This is a genomic window from Thalassospira sp. MIT1004 (assembly GCF_001858545.1).
Lineage (GTDB): Bacteria > Pseudomonadota > Alphaproteobacteria > Rhodospirillales > Thalassospiraceae > Thalassospira > Thalassospira xiamenensis.
The window spans coordinates 262,849-277,652 of record NZ_MCAO01000044.1; the positions used below are offsets into that span (position 1 = coordinate 262,849).

The following is a 14,804-nucleotide window of genomic DNA, read 5'->3' on the forward strand; positions in this document are numbered from 1 at the left end:
CCGCCCGATTACCTGCTTAACGCGGCCCATCCCCGTCCGCATCCCCCCCGGCATCGGGGATACTGCGCGCAGCCGCATCCCTGTCGCGGTTTTCATCCTTGGCGGTCGATGGCGGTGTGGCCGGGTCGGTGCCCTCGCCATCACCTGTTTCGGCGCTCGGCTCCGCGATATCATCCTTCGCCTCGATCACCGGCTTGGCATTGCCATGCCCGGCATCGCGGATGGCGTCGGCCAGTCTGTCGATATCGCGGAAATGCACATCCTGCTGCGGGAACGGAATTTCAACACCCTCGGCCCGGAACCGTTCAAGAATTTCGAACCGCACCGCACTGCCCACCGAAAGAACATCACCGATATCGCGCAGGAAATAGCGCAATTCGAAATCAAGCGAGCTGGCCCCGAAATCGATAAACACCACCTGTGGGGCCGGATAGCTGAGAATCTCGCGGCGCTTATCGGCGATCTCCAGCAGGATTTCACGCACCTTGTTGGCATCCGATCCATACGAAACCCCGATCTTGATGATCCCCCGCCCGCTGCGATCTTTCAGCGTCCAGTTCATCACCCGGTTCGAAATCAGTTCGGAGTTCGGGATCACCACCGATGACCGGTCAAAGGTTTCGATCTCGGTCGCGCGCACCCTGATATCCTTGACCAGCCCCTGATCGGCCCCGACCACGATCCAGTCCCCCACCTTGATCGGCCGTTCGATCAGAAGGATCAGGCCCGACACAAAGTTACTGACGATACTTTGCATGCCAAAACCGATACCGACCGAAATCGCACCGGCAATGATCGCAAGGTTGGACAAATCCATCCCCGCCGCCGAAATCGCCAGCAACACCGCAAGGCAAATCCCGGCATAGCCGAAAATCGCCGAAACCGAATGCTGCAAACCTTCGTCAAGCTTGGTGTTGGGCAGAACGCGCGTATTGAGCATCCGCTGGAAAAACCGCATGACGCCCAGAACCGCAAGGAACAGCAAAATCGCGATCAGAATGGCACGGAGCGAGAAATTGATCCCGCCCACCTGTATCCCGATAAACGCCTTTTCGGCGGCATCAAGCAAATCCGCCCACGCAATGTCGGTAAAGATCAGCACCGCCAGCGGCACGGCAACCGAAAACATCACGACATCAATCGTCACACGCAGCCAGAAATAAAGCGTGCCATGCACCGCATCACTGGCCCCGTCATCATCGGGTGCCGCCGGTTTCACCAGATAGGTATGCACAAGGGCGCGCGCATAGCCGCGCAACAGCCAGTAACTGGTGATAAACGCAAGCCCGGTCATCAGGTTTTCAAGGATGAACCGTGCGAGCGCCACATAGCCCAGAAGCGTCAGCACCGGCAGCAGGACCGCCACGATCCGCAATCCGCGGCGCGACCGTCTTTCGACCTTGGCCCATAATTCGTGCCGGTCCGGTTCGCCATGTTCCCAGAACACGCCAAGCGAACAGACAAACAGAATGACCGAAATCAGGAAAACGTTGGAAACACTTTGCACCAGCGCGATTTCAAGCGACGTGCCAAGCGTGGTCGCACCCTGCAGCAGCACCAGATCGGATGCGTAAATCACCGCCGCCAGCAACGATAAAAGCCCGACAACTCGCGCCCCGGTCGCGGTTGTGCCCGCACGCCGCATCCCCGGCAGGAACGGGGAATAAATACTGCGGATCGCCGCCCCGACAAACAGCAGGAACAAAAGGGCTGCAAAGCACTGATAGATGAAATCGCCCATGCTTCCGGCCAGAAGGTCGGGCTGTCGATTAACGATCTGATAGGCAATGACAAGTGCGATACCCGGCACCATCGCCGTAAACAGGAACCGCGTCCCCGATATCAATGAAACCCGGTCTTCCTTTGGCACATGCTGCCATCTTTCCGGCAGCCAGCGCAGCACCGCGACCTCGCCTCCGATCAGGGCGGCCATCACGATAAACGCCAGCAACACCAGCCCCGGCGCGACCTCTGCCAGCTCGTCGCCAATCTGGCCTTCAAGATCAAGATCGGCATAGCGGCTGCGCACCATGTCGGGCAGCTCAATCGCGCCCGACCATACCTGGCCCCAGGTTTCGCCGTCCCACGGCACGTCAACCCGGCCCAGAATACGCCGCGTAAACCGTTCGCGCGAAATCCGCGCCAGATGGTCGGAAACCTCGGTCGCACGGAAATCAACCAGTTCAACCTGCTTGATCACGCCGCTGATCTCGGCAATGGCATCGTTAAGACGGGATCGTTCGGCGGCAACCGCGGGGACTTCACTTTGGCCTTCAGCGGGCGGTTCGCCCAGTTTGCCAAGGGCGGCATTCAGGCGGTTCAGACGCTCCGCCGCACTTGACTGCAATGTCGCACTGCCCTCGGTGATCTTTTCGACCTGGGCCCGGCTTTCATTTAACAACCGCCCGCTGGCTTCACCGTCCGACAGGGCCGCATCAATGTCATCAAGACCGTCATTCCAGCCAGATATCAGTTTCTGGCTTTGATCCAGTTCGATCTTCTGGGGATTTTCCTGTGTCTTGTCCTGCGCATATGCGCCGCCACTGATCAGGATGGCGGACATTATTGTCGCCATAATCCACACTACAATCGGTCGAACTGTCGTCATGATAGATATTCCATACTGACCTCTGGCGGGCGAATGCCCAAAACCCGTTTTTCCTGATTTGCAAACAGGTTACACTGTCGTCGATAACGAATCACGTCCCGTTTCGTTCCCGGACCGGCCCCAACCTGTCTTCAAGCACCAGACGGAGCCCCACATGCCTTCATCCGCCCTGATCAATGCTTTTAAACTCGATAGCGACGGCAACGGAACGCCCCTTGAATGGCAGGACATCAGCAAAAACCTTCCCCAAACCGGTGAACATGAATTTCTCTGGGTGCATCTCGACTGGATGGCCGATGGCGTTCGGCGCTGGCTGATCGACATTGTCGGACTTGATCCCACCATCGCCGATAACCTGTCCACGCGCGGCACCCGGCCATCGGTCTTCTTTTATGATCATGGCTATTCGATGAATTTGCGGGGCGTCAATCTGAACGCCGAAAATGATCCGGCCGATATGATTTCGGCCCGCTTCTGGGTATCGGGCAATCTGGTGATTACGCTGCGCAACCGGTCGCTGAAGGCGTTTGATGATATCCGGGCCGCGATTGCGCAGAATAACGCGCCGCGCAATCCCGATGATTTCGTCCTCACCGTCGCCGAACGGCTGGTATTTCGCGTCGACAATGTCGTGCTTGGCCTTGAAGACGAAGTCGACACCATCGAAGACGATCAGGAAGGCACGCCTGAAAACAAAACCCTGCCGCTGCGTCGGCGCTGTTCGGATGTCCGCAATCAGCTTTTGCGTCTGCGCCGCCACCTGTCCCCGCAACGCGATGCGCTGGCGCAATATGTCGAACATAAAACCGCCTGGCTTGATAAACGCTATAAACGCCGCGCACGCACGCTGACCGATAAAACCATCCGTCTGGTCGAAGAATTTGACTCCCTTCGCGAACGCATCCAGATCGTCAATGAAAACATGATGGCGCTGGAAACCGAACGCATGAACCGCACCATGTACTGGCTGACCGTGATCGCCGGTCTGTTCCTGCCGATCAGTTTCGTCACCGGGCTTCTGGGCATCAATGTCGGCGGAATTCCCGCCGCCGAAAGCCCGTTTGGCTTTCTGGGCGTTTCGATCATTCTGGCCGGGATTGTCCTGTTTGAAATCTGGCTGTTTAAAAAGATGCGCCTGATCTGATTCCAAAACACGGCATAAACACCTATGTCACATCAGCATGTTGCATTGCAAAGCAGCTTGGCGCTATGACATTGCCTCCTTATTCCTTTTCACTGCATGACGAGATCCTTGATGACCGACGGCCCGCTTTCACGTTACCGCGCGAAAATCACCGCGGGCGAACTGTCCCATGATCCCATGCAGGAACTCTGTGCCGAAAAACTGCAAAGCCTGTTCAAGGCGCTGAACCATTACGAACCCCACACCGGGTCGGGCGGCTGGCGCGAACGGTTTGGCCTGACGCGCCGTCGCGAGGAACCCGAACCGCCGCAAGGGCTCTATATTTACGGCGAAGTCGGGCGCGGCAAATCGATGCTGATGGACCTGTTTTACGAAACCGTTGCCGTGGATCGCAAACGCCGGGTGCATTTCCACGATTTCATGCAGGATGTGCATGATCGCATGCACCGTTTCCGCAAAACCAAATCAAAGGACGACGCCGACCCGATCCCCCCGATTGCCAAGGATCTGGCCAATGATGCGTGGCTTTTATGCTTTGATGAAATGCAGGTCACCGACATCACCGATGCGATGATTCTGGGCCGCCTGTTCGAACAGCTTTTTGATCATGGCGTGGTGATTGTCACCACATCCAACCGCATGCCCGATGATCTTTACAAAGACGGCCTGCAACGTCAGAACTTCCTGCCCTTCATCGACATGATCAAACAGAAACTTGATGTGCTCGAACTCGCCAGCCCGACCGATTACCGCATGCGCAATCTGACCGCGGCCGATGTCTTCCTGTTCCCGGCGAGACCGGATGCGAAAGCCAAGATCGATGAAATGTTCGCAACCGTCACCGAAGGCGCACGTGTCGCCCCCGACAGCCTGACCAACAAGGGCCGCAAGATCGAAATTTCCGCCGCCGGGGCCGGTGTGGCGCGCTTTACCTTTGATGAACTTTGCACCAAGCCGCTCGGACCGGGCGATTACATCGCGATTGCCACCCATTTCCATACCATCGTCATCGACCTGATCCCGAAACTGCCGGACTCGCGCCGTGATTGGGCCAAACGGTTCGGAACCCTCATCGATGCGATGTATGAACATAAAACCAAGCTGATCTGTGCGATTGAATGCGATCCGTCGGAAATCTATACCGACGGCGATTATTCGTTTGAATTTCAGCGCACCGTGTCGCGCATGACCGAAATGCGCAGCCAGGAATATCTCGACATGCCGCATCTGACCTGATCGGTCTGCTGCCCCATCTGACGCCCTATCTGATGCCCGTCTGGTCCGGGCGAATTTGAACGCCTCAAAAACGACTCCACCCGCACGGGTTCAATGATGGCACAAAAAATCACCAGCAGGTGCGGGTTGGCATGCCGATTCTTGCGTCTGGCGCGCATTTGTCTTTGCAAAAATGCAGAATCTGCCTGAAGCACGATTTCCTCATGCACCGCCTGCCGCATGGCAGATGGCCGTTTCCTGCAAGGCTGGACGTCAAAAGATAAGATCATGCGCATCAATTCGCGGCAAAAGCGCGACCTGCCTTTCCTTTAGGCAGCGCCAAGGCGCAAACAGGCTTTGGTTTTGCTGCCGATTTGCATTTATTCGCATCTGCAACATGATTGGTTTTTAAGCGTTTAGACAATAGTTGCAACAAACCGGGAACCGGCGGTTTTCCTCGTGAAAACAGCGGCGTTTCCCCTTGTAAAAGCGGCCGAATCAGTTTACGACACTCGGTGTTTACGAACGATTCTTTCGCGTTCGCAGGTTTAAATTTTCAATCGCGCTCCCAAGTTGAGTTTCGACGCCTCGGAAGCGCAATAGGGAAGAAGGTAACGGAATGGCCCGCAACAAGATCGCGCTCGTCGGTGCCGGCAATATTGGTGGTACTCTGGCCCACCTCGTCGGCCTGAAAGAGCTTGGCGACGTCGTCCTTTTCGACATCGTTGATGGCATGCCACAGGGCAAGTCTCTCGACATTGCTGAATCCTCCCCCGTCGACATGTTTGATGCCGACCTCAAGGGCACCAGTGACTATAAGGACATCGCAGGCGCTGATGTCGTTATCGTGACTGCCGGTGTGGCCCGCAAACCCGGTATGAGCCGTGATGACCTCATCGGCATCAATACCAAGGTCATGACCCAGGTTGGTCAGGGCATCAAGGAACATGCCCCGGACGCATTCGTCATCGTCATCACCAACCCGCTTGATGCGATGGTCTGGGTGATGCAGCAGGCAACCGGCTTCGATCCGAAAAAAGTTGTCGGCATGGCTGGCGTTCTGGACTCTGCCCGCTTCCGTTACTTCCTCGCCGAAGAATTCAATGTATCGGTCAAGGATGTCACCGCCTTCGTTCTGGGCGGTCACGGCGATACCATGGTCCCGTCGATCCGTTATTCGACCGTTGCCGGTATCCCGGTTCCCGACCTGATCAAAATGGGCTGGACCACCCAGGAAAAGATCGACCAGATCGTTCAGCGCACCCGTGACGGTGGTGCTGAAATCGTCGCTCTTCTGAAAACCGGTTCCGCTTTCTACGCCCCGGCTGCTTCGGCAATCGCGATGGCCGAAAGCTACCTGAAAGACCAGAAACGCGTCATGCCGGTTGCTGCTTACCTTAGCGGCGAATACGGCGTTGACGGCCTGTATGTCGGCGTCCCGGTCGTTCTGGGCGCTGGCGGTGTTGAACGCATCGTCGAAATCAACCTCGACGAGTCCGAAAAGGCAAACTTCGACAACTCCGTGAACGCTGTTCGCGGCCTCGTCGAAGCTGCCAAGGGCATGCTCTAAGATCGCGAAGCGGGCTGGTCAGTGACCGGCCCGTTTTTCATTCATTGTCGTTATTATAACGTCAATGAACGCGGGCCTCGCAACAACGTCCCGTTATGAAGCAGGGACATTGAAACCACGATTTCTGACCCACAGGAAATCGTACGGAAGGCAAGAAAGCGACCGAACATGAATATTCATGAGTACCAGGCGAAAGAAATTCTTCGCAAATACGGTGTGACCGTGCCGAACGGCAAGGTTGCATACACCGCTGCGGAAGCCACCGAAGCGGCCCAGTCCCTGGCTGGCCCGGTTTACGTGGTGAAATCACAGATCCATGCAGGCGGCCGCGGTAAAGGCACCTTCAAGGAAGCAACCGCTGGCGACAAGGGCGGCGTTCGCGTCGTCAAAAGCGTCGAGGAAGTCGGCACCAATGCCGGTCAGATGCTCGGCGCGACCCTGGTCACCCACCAGACCGGCCCGGATGGCAAGGAAGTCAAACGCGTCTATATCGAAGAAGGCTGCGACATCGCACGCGAACTTTATCTTTCGCTGCTTGTTGACCGTGCCACTTCGCGCGTGATCTTCATGGCCTCCACCGAAGGCGGCATGGACATCGAAGAAGTTGCCGAAGCAACCCCGGAAAAGATCGTCACCGTTGACATCGATCCGGCTGCCGGTTTCTCGGGCTTCCATGGTCGCAAACTGGCATTCGCACTGGGTCTCGAAGGCAAACAGGTTTCCAAGGCCGTCAAATTCATGACCGCCATGTATAACTGCTTCCTCGAAACCGATGCGGCGATGGTTGAAATCAACCCGCTGGTCGTCACCGGTGATGGCGACATCATCGCGCTCGATTGCAAAATGAACTTCGACGACAACGCGCTGTTCCGTCATCCGGACATCGAAGAACTGCGCGACGAAGACGAAGAAAACCCGGCCGAGCTCGAAGCTGCAAAACACAGCCTCAACTACATCAAGCTCGATGGCACCATCGGCTGCATGGTCAACGGCGCTGGCCTTGCCATGGCAACCATGGACATCATCAAGCTTTATGGCGGCGCACCGGCAAACTTCCTCGACGTTGGCGGCGGGGCCACCAAGGAACGCGTTACGACCGCGTTCAAACTGATCCTGTCTGATCCGAATGTCGAAGGCATCCTGGTCAACATCTTTGGCGGCATCATGCGTTGTGACGTGATCGCAGACGGCGTTGTGGCAGCAGCCCGCGAAGTCAGCCTGAACGTTCCGCTGGTCGTTCGCCTCGAAGGCACGAATGTCGAACTTGGCAAGAAAATCCTCGAAGAATCGGGTCTGCCGATTGTTTCGGCCGATAACCTTGCCGATGCCGCCGAAAAGGTGGTCAAAGCTGTGAAGGAGGCCGCGTAACTATGGCTGTTCTCGTCGATAAAAACACCAAAGTTATCTGCCAGGGTTTCACCGGTTCGCAGGGTACCTTCCACAGCGAACAGGCAATTGCCTATGGCACCAAAATGGTTGGCGGCGTAACCCCGGGTAAAGGCGGCACCAAGCACCTTGACCTGCCGGTCTTCAACACCGTTGACGAAGCAGTCCATGTGACCGGTGCCAATGCATCGGTGATCTATGTTCCGCCGCCCTTCGCGGCTGATGCGATCTTAGAGGCCATCGACGCCAAGGTCGAACTGGCTGTCTGCATCACCGAAGGCATTCCGGTTGCAGACATGGTTCGCGTCAAGCGCGCCCTTTCGGGTTCGAAAACCCGTCTGGTCGGTCCGAACTGCCCGGGTGTCATCACGCCGGACGAATGCAAGATCGGCATCATGCCGGGCCACATTCACCGTCGCGGCAAAATCGGTATCGTTTCACGTTCCGGTACGCTGACCTACGAAGCAGTCGCACAGACCACCGCCGCAGGGCTGGGTCAGTCGACCTGTATCGGTATCGGTGGTGACCCGGTCAACGGCACCAACTTCATCGATTGCCTTGAACTGTTCCTGAATGACCCTGAAACCCAGGGCATCATCATGATCGGTGAAATCGGTGGTTCCGCCGAAGAAGAAGCATGCGAATTCCTGCAGGCTTCCAAAGTCAAAAAGCCGGTTGCCGGCTTCATTGCCGGTGTCACCGCACCTCCGGGTAAACGCATGGGCCATGCCGGTGCGATCATCTCCGGCGGTAAGGGCACTGCGGATGCGAAAATGGAAGCAATGCGCAGCGCTGGTATTCTTGTTGCCGATTCCCCGGCAAGCCTTGGCTCGACCATGCTCAAGGCTTTGAACGGGTAATCAGGGTAGTCAGAGGAAAGGCAGGGGGAGGCGTGGTCTCTTTCGGGACCATGCCTTCCAAGACCACAAATGAAACCTCAAGATATCGACACGATTCTGAACGAGTCGAACGCAACCTACATCGCTGAACTTTATGCCCGGTATCAGAGCAACCCAACTGCGGTTGATCAGAGCTGGGCCGAGTTTTTTGACGGGTTGCAGGACGACGCCTCCGATCTCCTTGCCGAAATGCAGGGACCCAGCTGGCAGCCGCGGGAAACCAAGGTTGTTGGCGGTATGGAAGGTTACGACGTCTCACAGGGTCACGCCGAACGTCCCGCCAATGGCGGTTACGCACCGGCGGCCCACGCCGCACAACAGACCGCGCCGGTCAGCTCCGACGCCATCCGTGCCGCGGCACATGATTCGATTCGCGCCCTGATGCTGATCCGCTCCTATCGCGTGCGCGGCCATCTCGAAGCGAATCTTGATCCGCTGGGCCTTGCCCCGCGCGATCCGCACCCGGAACTCGATCCGAAAACCTATGGCTTCACCGAAGCCGACATGGATCGCCCGATCTACATCGCCAATGTTCTTGGCCTTGAAACCGCGACCGTTCGTCAGATCGTATCGTTGGCCCGCAAAACCTATTGCGGCTCGATCGGCATCGAATTCATGCATATCCAGGAACCTGAACAGAAATCCTGGATTCAGCAGCGCGTCGAAAGCATCGGCAACCAGACACAGTTTACCGCACGCGGCAAGGAAGCCATCCTTGAACGTCTGGTCGAAGCCGAAGGTTTCGAAAACTATCTGCACACCAAATATGTCGGCACCAAGCGTTTCGGCATCGACGGTGGCGAAGCCCTGATGCCGGCCCTTGAACAGATCCTCAAACGCGGCAGCCAGCTTGGCATCCGCGAGGTCGTGTTCGGCATGCCGCACCGTGGTCGTCTGAACGTTCTGGCCAACGTTCTGAACAAACCGTTCCAGGCGATCTTCTCGGAATTCATGGGCAACCCGTCCAAGCCGGACGACGTGATGGGCTCGGGTGACGTCAAATATCACCTTGGCACATCCGCTGACCGCGAATTTGACGGCAACGTTGTTCACCTGTCGCTGACCGCGAACCCGTCCCACCTCGAAGCGGTAAACACCGTCGTTCTGGGCAAGGTCCGCGCCAAACAGGCACAGCGCAAGGACACCGCACGCGAACAGGTCATGGGTATCCTCCTTCACGGGGATGCGGCCTTTGCCGGTCAGGGTCTTGTCGCTGAAACCTTCGATCTGTCGCACCTCAAAGGCTATCGTACCGGCGGTACGATCCACTTTGTCGTCAACAACCAGATCGGTTTCACCACCAAGCCGTCCGATAGCCGTTCTTCGCCTTACTGCTCGGATATTGCCAAGGTCGTTCAGGCGCCGATCATCCATGTCAATGGTGACGACCCAGAAGCCGTGGTTCACGCCGCACGCATCGCGACCGAATTCCGTCAGGAATTCAAACAGGACGTTGTCATCGACATGTTCTGCTATCGCCGCTTTGGCCACAACGAAAGCGACGAACCGGCCTTCACCCAGCCCAAGATGTATGACGTGATCGGCAAACACCCGACCACCAAGGACATCTACGCCCAGAAGCTGGTCAAGGAAGGTCTTCTGACCGAAGAACGCGTCAAGGAACTGGATCAGAAATTCCAGAGCCACCTTGACGACGAATTCAAGGCCTCCGAAGCCTATCGCCCGAACAAGGCAGACTGGCTCGAAGGCAAATGGTCGGGCCTCGCCTCCTCGCACGGCGAAGATGCGGACTGGACCGGTCAGACCGGTGTGGAAAACGACTTGTTGCAGGAAGTTGGCCGGGCGCTTTCGACCCCGCCCAGCGACTATGACATCAACAAGAAAATCCTGCGCCAGCTCAAGGCCAAGGCCAAGATGTTCGAAACCGGCGAAGGCATCGACTGGGCAACCGGTGAAGCCCTCGCCTTCGGCACCCTGATGTGCGAAGGCACACCTGTGCGTCTGTCCGGTCAGGATTGCCAGCGCGGCACCTTCTCGCAGCGTCACGCAAAACTGGTCGATCAGACCAACGAGGCAAAATACACCCCGCTCAACAACATCCGTACCGGCCAGGCCGAGCTTGAAGTCCTCAACTCGCCCCTGTCCGAAGCCGGTGTTCTGGGCTTCGAATATGGCATCACCCTTGCCGAACCGCATTCGCTGGTTCTGTGGGAAGCCCAGTTCGGTGATTTTGCCAACGGTGCACAGGTCATCATTGACCAGTTCATCAGCTCGGGCGAAGCCAAATGGCTGCGCATGTCGGGTCTGGTGATGCTGTTGCCGCACGGTTACGAAGGTCAGGGCCCGGAACACAGTTCCGCCCGTCTGGAACGGTATCTGCAGCTTTGTGGTGAAAACAACATGCAGGTGGCCAACGTCACGACCCCTGCAAACTATTACCACATCCTGCGCCGCCAGATCCGCCGTTCGTTCCGCAAGCCTCTGATCCTGATGACGCCGAAATCGCTTCTGCGTCACAAACAGGCGGTCTCGCCGCTGTCCGAATTCGGACCGGGGACCGTCTTCAAATCAGTGATCAGCGAAACCGGCAAGCTGACCGATGCCAAAAAGGTCAAACGCGTCGTCCTGTCGGCGGGCAAGGTCTATTACGATCTGCTCGCTGAACGCGAAAACCGCGGGATTGACGATGTCGCCCTGGTGCGCGTCGAACAGCTCTATCCGTGGCCGGCCAAGGAACTGGCAGAAGAACTTGCCAAATATCCGAATGCCGACGTGGTCTGGTGTCAGGAAGAACCCGAAAACATGGGGTCCTGGTACTTCGTCGATCGTCGTATCGAAGGCGTGCTGTCCGAGATCAAACACAAGGCCGGTCGCCCGATCTATGTCGGTCGCAAGGCTGCCGCGTCCCCGGCAACGGGCTTGCTCAAGGCTCACCTGCGCGAACAGGCCGAACTGGTCGATGCCGCGCTGAGCGTAAAATAACTTTATCGGACGGGCGGGAAACCGCCCGTTCGACCCGCACATTCAGAATTCATTCGTATTCGGGCAGGCCCAAACTGTCTGATTGAAAAAACGGTCGAGGAAAAAATGGCGACTGAAGTTAAAGTTCCCACGCTGGGCGAGTCTGTTACCGAAGCAACAATTGCGAAATGGTACAAAAAAGTCGGTGATGCAGTTGCAGCCGATGAACCGATTGTCGAACTTGAAACCGACAAGGTCACCGTCGAAGTCAACGCACCGGTCGCCGGTGCGATTGCCGAACTGGTCGCCCAGGAAGGTGACGAAGTCGAAGTCGGCGCCCTGATCGCCATGATCAAGGAAGGTGCCGAAGGCTCTGCTCCGGCCAAGGAAGAACCGAAAAAAGAAGAGCCGAAAAAAGAAGAAGCCAAACCGGCGGCTGCCCCGGCAGCAAGCGCACCGGCTGCTTCGACCTCGGCCAATGCCGATCATCCGCTGCCGCCTGCCGTTCGCAAACTGGTCGAAGACAAAAATCTCGATCCGTCGAAAATTCCGGCATCGGGCAAAGACGGCCGCCTGACCAAGGGCGACGTTCTGAACTTCCTCGAAAATGGTGGATCGGCGCCGCGCGCGGCGGCTGCCGCGCCGAGCGCCCCTGCTGCACCGAAGCCGGAACGCGAACTGCGCGAAGGCGAAGAACGCGTCAAAATGTCCAAGCTGCGCCAGACCATCGCGCGCCGCCTGAAAGAAGCCCAGAACACCGCGGCCATGCTGACCACTTATAACGAAGTGGACATGACCAACCTTCTGGCTTGCCGTAACCAGTACAAGGACGGCTTTGAAAAGAAACACGGCGTGAAGCTCGGCTTCATGTCCTTCTTCATCAAGGCCTGCACCACCGCACTGAATGAATGGCCGGCGGTCAATGCCGAGATTGATGGCAACAGCTTCATCTACAAGAACTACTGCGATATCGGCGTTGCCGTTGGCACCCCGCAGGGTCTGGTTGTTCCGGTCATCCGTTCGGCTGAAAAGAAAACCTTTGCCGACCTCGAAAGCACCATTGTCGATTTCGGCAAACGTGCACGTGACGGCAAACTGGGCATGGATGAAATGACCGGCGGCTCGTTCACCATCTCGAATGGTGGCGTGTTTGGCTCCCTTCTGTCATCCCCGATCCTGAATGCGCCGCAGTCCGGTATCCTCGGCATGCACAAAACCCAGATGCGCCCGGTCGCCATCGACGGCAAGGTCGAAATCCGTCCGATGATGTATCTGGCACTGTCCTATGACCACCGTATCATTGACGGCCGCGAAGCCGTTTCCTTCCTGGTACGCGTCAAGGAATGCATCGAGAACCCGGAACGCATCCTGCTCGACATCTGATCAGACAAAAGGATCAAAGAACTCATGGCTGAGAACTACGACGTTGTCGTGATCGGTGGCGGTCCTGGCGGTTATGTTTGCGCCATCCGCGCCGCACAGCTTGGTCTCAAGGTTGCCTGCGTTGAAAAACGCGGCACCCTTGGCGGGACCTGCCTCAATGTGGGCTGCATCCCGTCCAAGGCCCTGCTTCATTCCTCCCACCTGTTCGAGGAAGCGACGGAACATTTCGATACCCATGGCATCGAAGTCTCCAAGCCGAAGGTCAATCTCGAAAAGATGATGGCCCGCAAGGACAAGGTCGTTGACAGCAATGTCAAGGGCATTGAATTCCTGTTCAAGAAGAACAAGGTCACCTATGTCAAGGGTGCTGGCGAAATCACCTCGCCGACCTCGGTCAAGGTTGCCCTTCTGGACGGCGGCGAAGAAACCCTGAATGCCAAGAACATCGTGATCGCCACGGGTTCGGAAGTCACCCCGCTGCCGGGTGTCGAGATTGACGAGAAAAACATCGTCTCCTCGACCGGTGGTCTGGTGCTCCCGAAAGTGCCGAAAAAGATGGTTGTCATCGGGGCGGGCGTGATCGGTCTCGAACTCGGTTCGGTCTGGCGTCGCCTTGGTTCCGAAGTCACCGTGATCGAATATCTTGATCGCATCCTGCCGGGCATGGACGGCGAACTGGTCAAACAGACCCAGCGCATCTTTGCCAAACAGGGCCTTGAATTCAAACTGGGCCACAAGGTTACCGGTGCGAAAACCGGCAAGTCTGGCGTGACGCTCACGGTTGAACCGTCCAAGGGCGGCGATGCCGAGGAAGTCAAGGCCGACGTCGTTCTGGTCGCCATTGGCCGCCGTCCGTTCGTCAAGGGCCTTGGCCTTGATAAGGTCGGCGTCGAACTTGATGATCGCGGTCGCGTTAAAACCGACGAACATTTCCAGACCAACGTGCAGGGCATCTTTGCCATTGGGGACGCCATCATCGGTCCGATGCTGGCCCACAAGGCCGAAGAAGACGGTGTTGCGCTGGCCGAAATGCTCGCGGGCGAAGAAGGCCATGTCGATTACGGCAAGGTCCCGGGTGTTGTTTACACCTGGCCCGAAGTTGCCGCCGTTGGCAAAACCGAAGAGCAGCTCAAGGAAGAAGGCGTTGACTACAAGGTCGGCAAATTCCCCTTCACTGCCAACGGTCGCGCCAAGGCAATGGAAAGCACCGAGGGCTTCGTTAAAATCCTCGAAGACAAGAAAACCCACCGCGTCGTCGGCGCACATATTGTCGGCCCGGCGGCTGGCGATCTGATTGCCGAGGTTGTGCTGGCGATGGAATACGGCGCCTCTGCCGAAGACATTGCACGCACCTGCCACGCCCACCCGGCCCTTGGCGAATCCGTCAAGGAAGCCGCCCTGGACGCCGACAAACGCGCGATCCACATGTAATCCCGATCAGGGCAACCCGATCATTCAAACGGCCGCTCCAATGGGGCGGCCGTTTTGTTTTACGCGGCTTTCAGGCTCCCCACCGCCTAAACCCGCACCCCCCTTTGCCAGCCCGCCCTCTTAACCGTCCCCCGCAACTTCCCCAACGTCATTCCCGCGCAGGCGGAAAGATGGACTCACACTTGAAGTGCAACATGTTTGACCTGCTCAGAGAATAGCTCGGCAGGGGTTTTGAAGTTCTTTCTG

Annotated in this window: 9 protein-coding genes; 8 read left to right on the plus strand and 1 reads right to left on the minus strand. The window is 57.3% G+C overall.

Annotated features, from left to right (window positions below; translation table 11 throughout):
- Positions 1-16: 16 nt before the first annotated feature.
- Positions 17-2,563 carry a DUF3772 domain-containing protein gene (locus BC440_RS18710; RefSeq protein WP_071240911.1) on the minus strand — a complete coding sequence of 849 codons (2,547 nt, stop codon included), beginning with the start codon at positions 2,561-2,563 and terminating at the stop codon, positions 17-19.
- A 199-nt stretch (positions 2,564-2,762) separates the two neighbouring features.
- On the opposite strand from BC440_RS18710, the gene BC440_RS18715 reads away from it, so the two are divergent.
- The 8 genes from BC440_RS18715 (at position 2,763) to lpdA (ending at position 14,558) form a co-directional block, all read left to right on the plus strand.
- Positions 2,763-3,752 (plus strand): zinc transporter ZntB, encoded by a 990-nt coding sequence (locus BC440_RS18715; RefSeq protein WP_007089200.1) that lies wholly within the window; start codon positions 2,763-2,765, stop codon positions 3,750-3,752.
- A gap of 111 nt (positions 3,753-3,863) precedes the next feature.
- A complete protein-coding gene (zapE, locus tag BC440_RS18720) occupies positions 3,864-4,988 on the plus strand; it encodes a cell division protein ZapE (protein ID WP_071240912.1) in 1,125 nt (374 codons plus the stop codon).
- Between the two features lie 598 nt (positions 4,989-5,586).
- The gene (gene mdh, locus BC440_RS18725) at positions 5,587-6,537 is read left to right on the plus strand and encodes a malate dehydrogenase (RefSeq protein WP_007089203.1); all 951 of its coding nucleotides are present in this window, start codon (positions 5,587-5,589) and stop codon (positions 6,535-6,537) included.
- 138 nt (positions 6,538-6,675) lie between these two features.
- Entirely contained in the window at positions 6,676-7,905 is a 1,230-nt protein-coding gene (sucC, locus tag BC440_RS18730; protein WP_223305232.1) for an ADP-forming succinate--CoA ligase subunit beta, read from the plus strand.
- A 2-nt stretch (positions 7,906-7,907) separates the two neighbouring features.
- Positions 7,908-8,783: a succinate--CoA ligase subunit alpha gene (gene sucD, locus BC440_RS18735; protein ID WP_007089205.1), complete on the plus strand. Its 876-nt coding sequence runs from the start codon at positions 7,908-7,910 to the stop codon at positions 8,781-8,783.
- 69 nt (positions 8,784-8,852) lie between these two features.
- On the plus strand, positions 8,853-11,765 hold the full coding sequence (locus tag BC440_RS18740; protein ID WP_071240913.1) for a 2-oxoglutarate dehydrogenase E1 component: 2,913 nt from the start codon (positions 8,853-8,855) through the stop codon (positions 11,763-11,765).
- A gap of 105 nt (positions 11,766-11,870) precedes the next feature.
- The gene (gene odhB / locus BC440_RS18745; RefSeq protein ID WP_071240914.1) at positions 11,871-13,127 is read left to right on the plus strand and encodes a 2-oxoglutarate dehydrogenase complex dihydrolipoyllysine-residue succinyltransferase; all 1,257 of its coding nucleotides are present in this window, start codon (positions 11,871-11,873) and stop codon (positions 13,125-13,127) included.
- A gap of 24 nt (positions 13,128-13,151) precedes the next feature.
- The gene (gene lpdA, locus BC440_RS18750; RefSeq protein ID WP_007089208.1) at positions 13,152-14,558 is read left to right on the plus strand and encodes a dihydrolipoyl dehydrogenase; all 1,407 of its coding nucleotides are present in this window, start codon (positions 13,152-13,154) and stop codon (positions 14,556-14,558) included.
- The last annotated feature ends 246 nt before the right edge of the window (positions 14,559-14,804 follow it).

Bases quoted from the DNA above. Each gene is read 5' to 3' on its own strand.
- BC440_RS18710 (WP_071240911.1), bottom strand. From the start codon at position 2,563: ATGTCCGCCATCCTGATCAGTGGCGGCGCATATGCGCAGGACAAGACA.
- BC440_RS18715 (WP_007089200.1), top strand. From the start codon at position 2,763: ATGCCTTCATCCGCCCTGATCAATGCTTTTAAACTCGATAGCGACGGC.
- zapE (WP_071240912.1), top strand. From the start codon at position 3,864: ATGACCGACGGCCCGCTTTCACGTTACCGCGCGAAAATCACCGCGGGC.
- mdh (WP_007089203.1), top strand. From the start codon at position 5,587: ATGGCCCGCAACAAGATCGCGCTCGTCGGTGCCGGCAATATTGGTGGT.
- sucD (WP_007089205.1), top strand. From the start codon at position 7,908: ATGGCTGTTCTCGTCGATAAAAACACCAAAGTTATCTGCCAGGGTTTC.
- BC440_RS18740 (WP_071240913.1), top strand. From the start codon at position 8,853: ATGAAACCTCAAGATATCGACACGATTCTGAACGAGTCGAACGCAACC.
- odhB (WP_071240914.1), top strand. From the start codon at position 11,871: ATGGCGACTGAAGTTAAAGTTCCCACGCTGGGCGAGTCTGTTACCGAA.
- lpdA (WP_007089208.1), top strand. From the start codon at position 13,152: ATGGCTGAGAACTACGACGTTGTCGTGATCGGTGGCGGTCCTGGCGGT.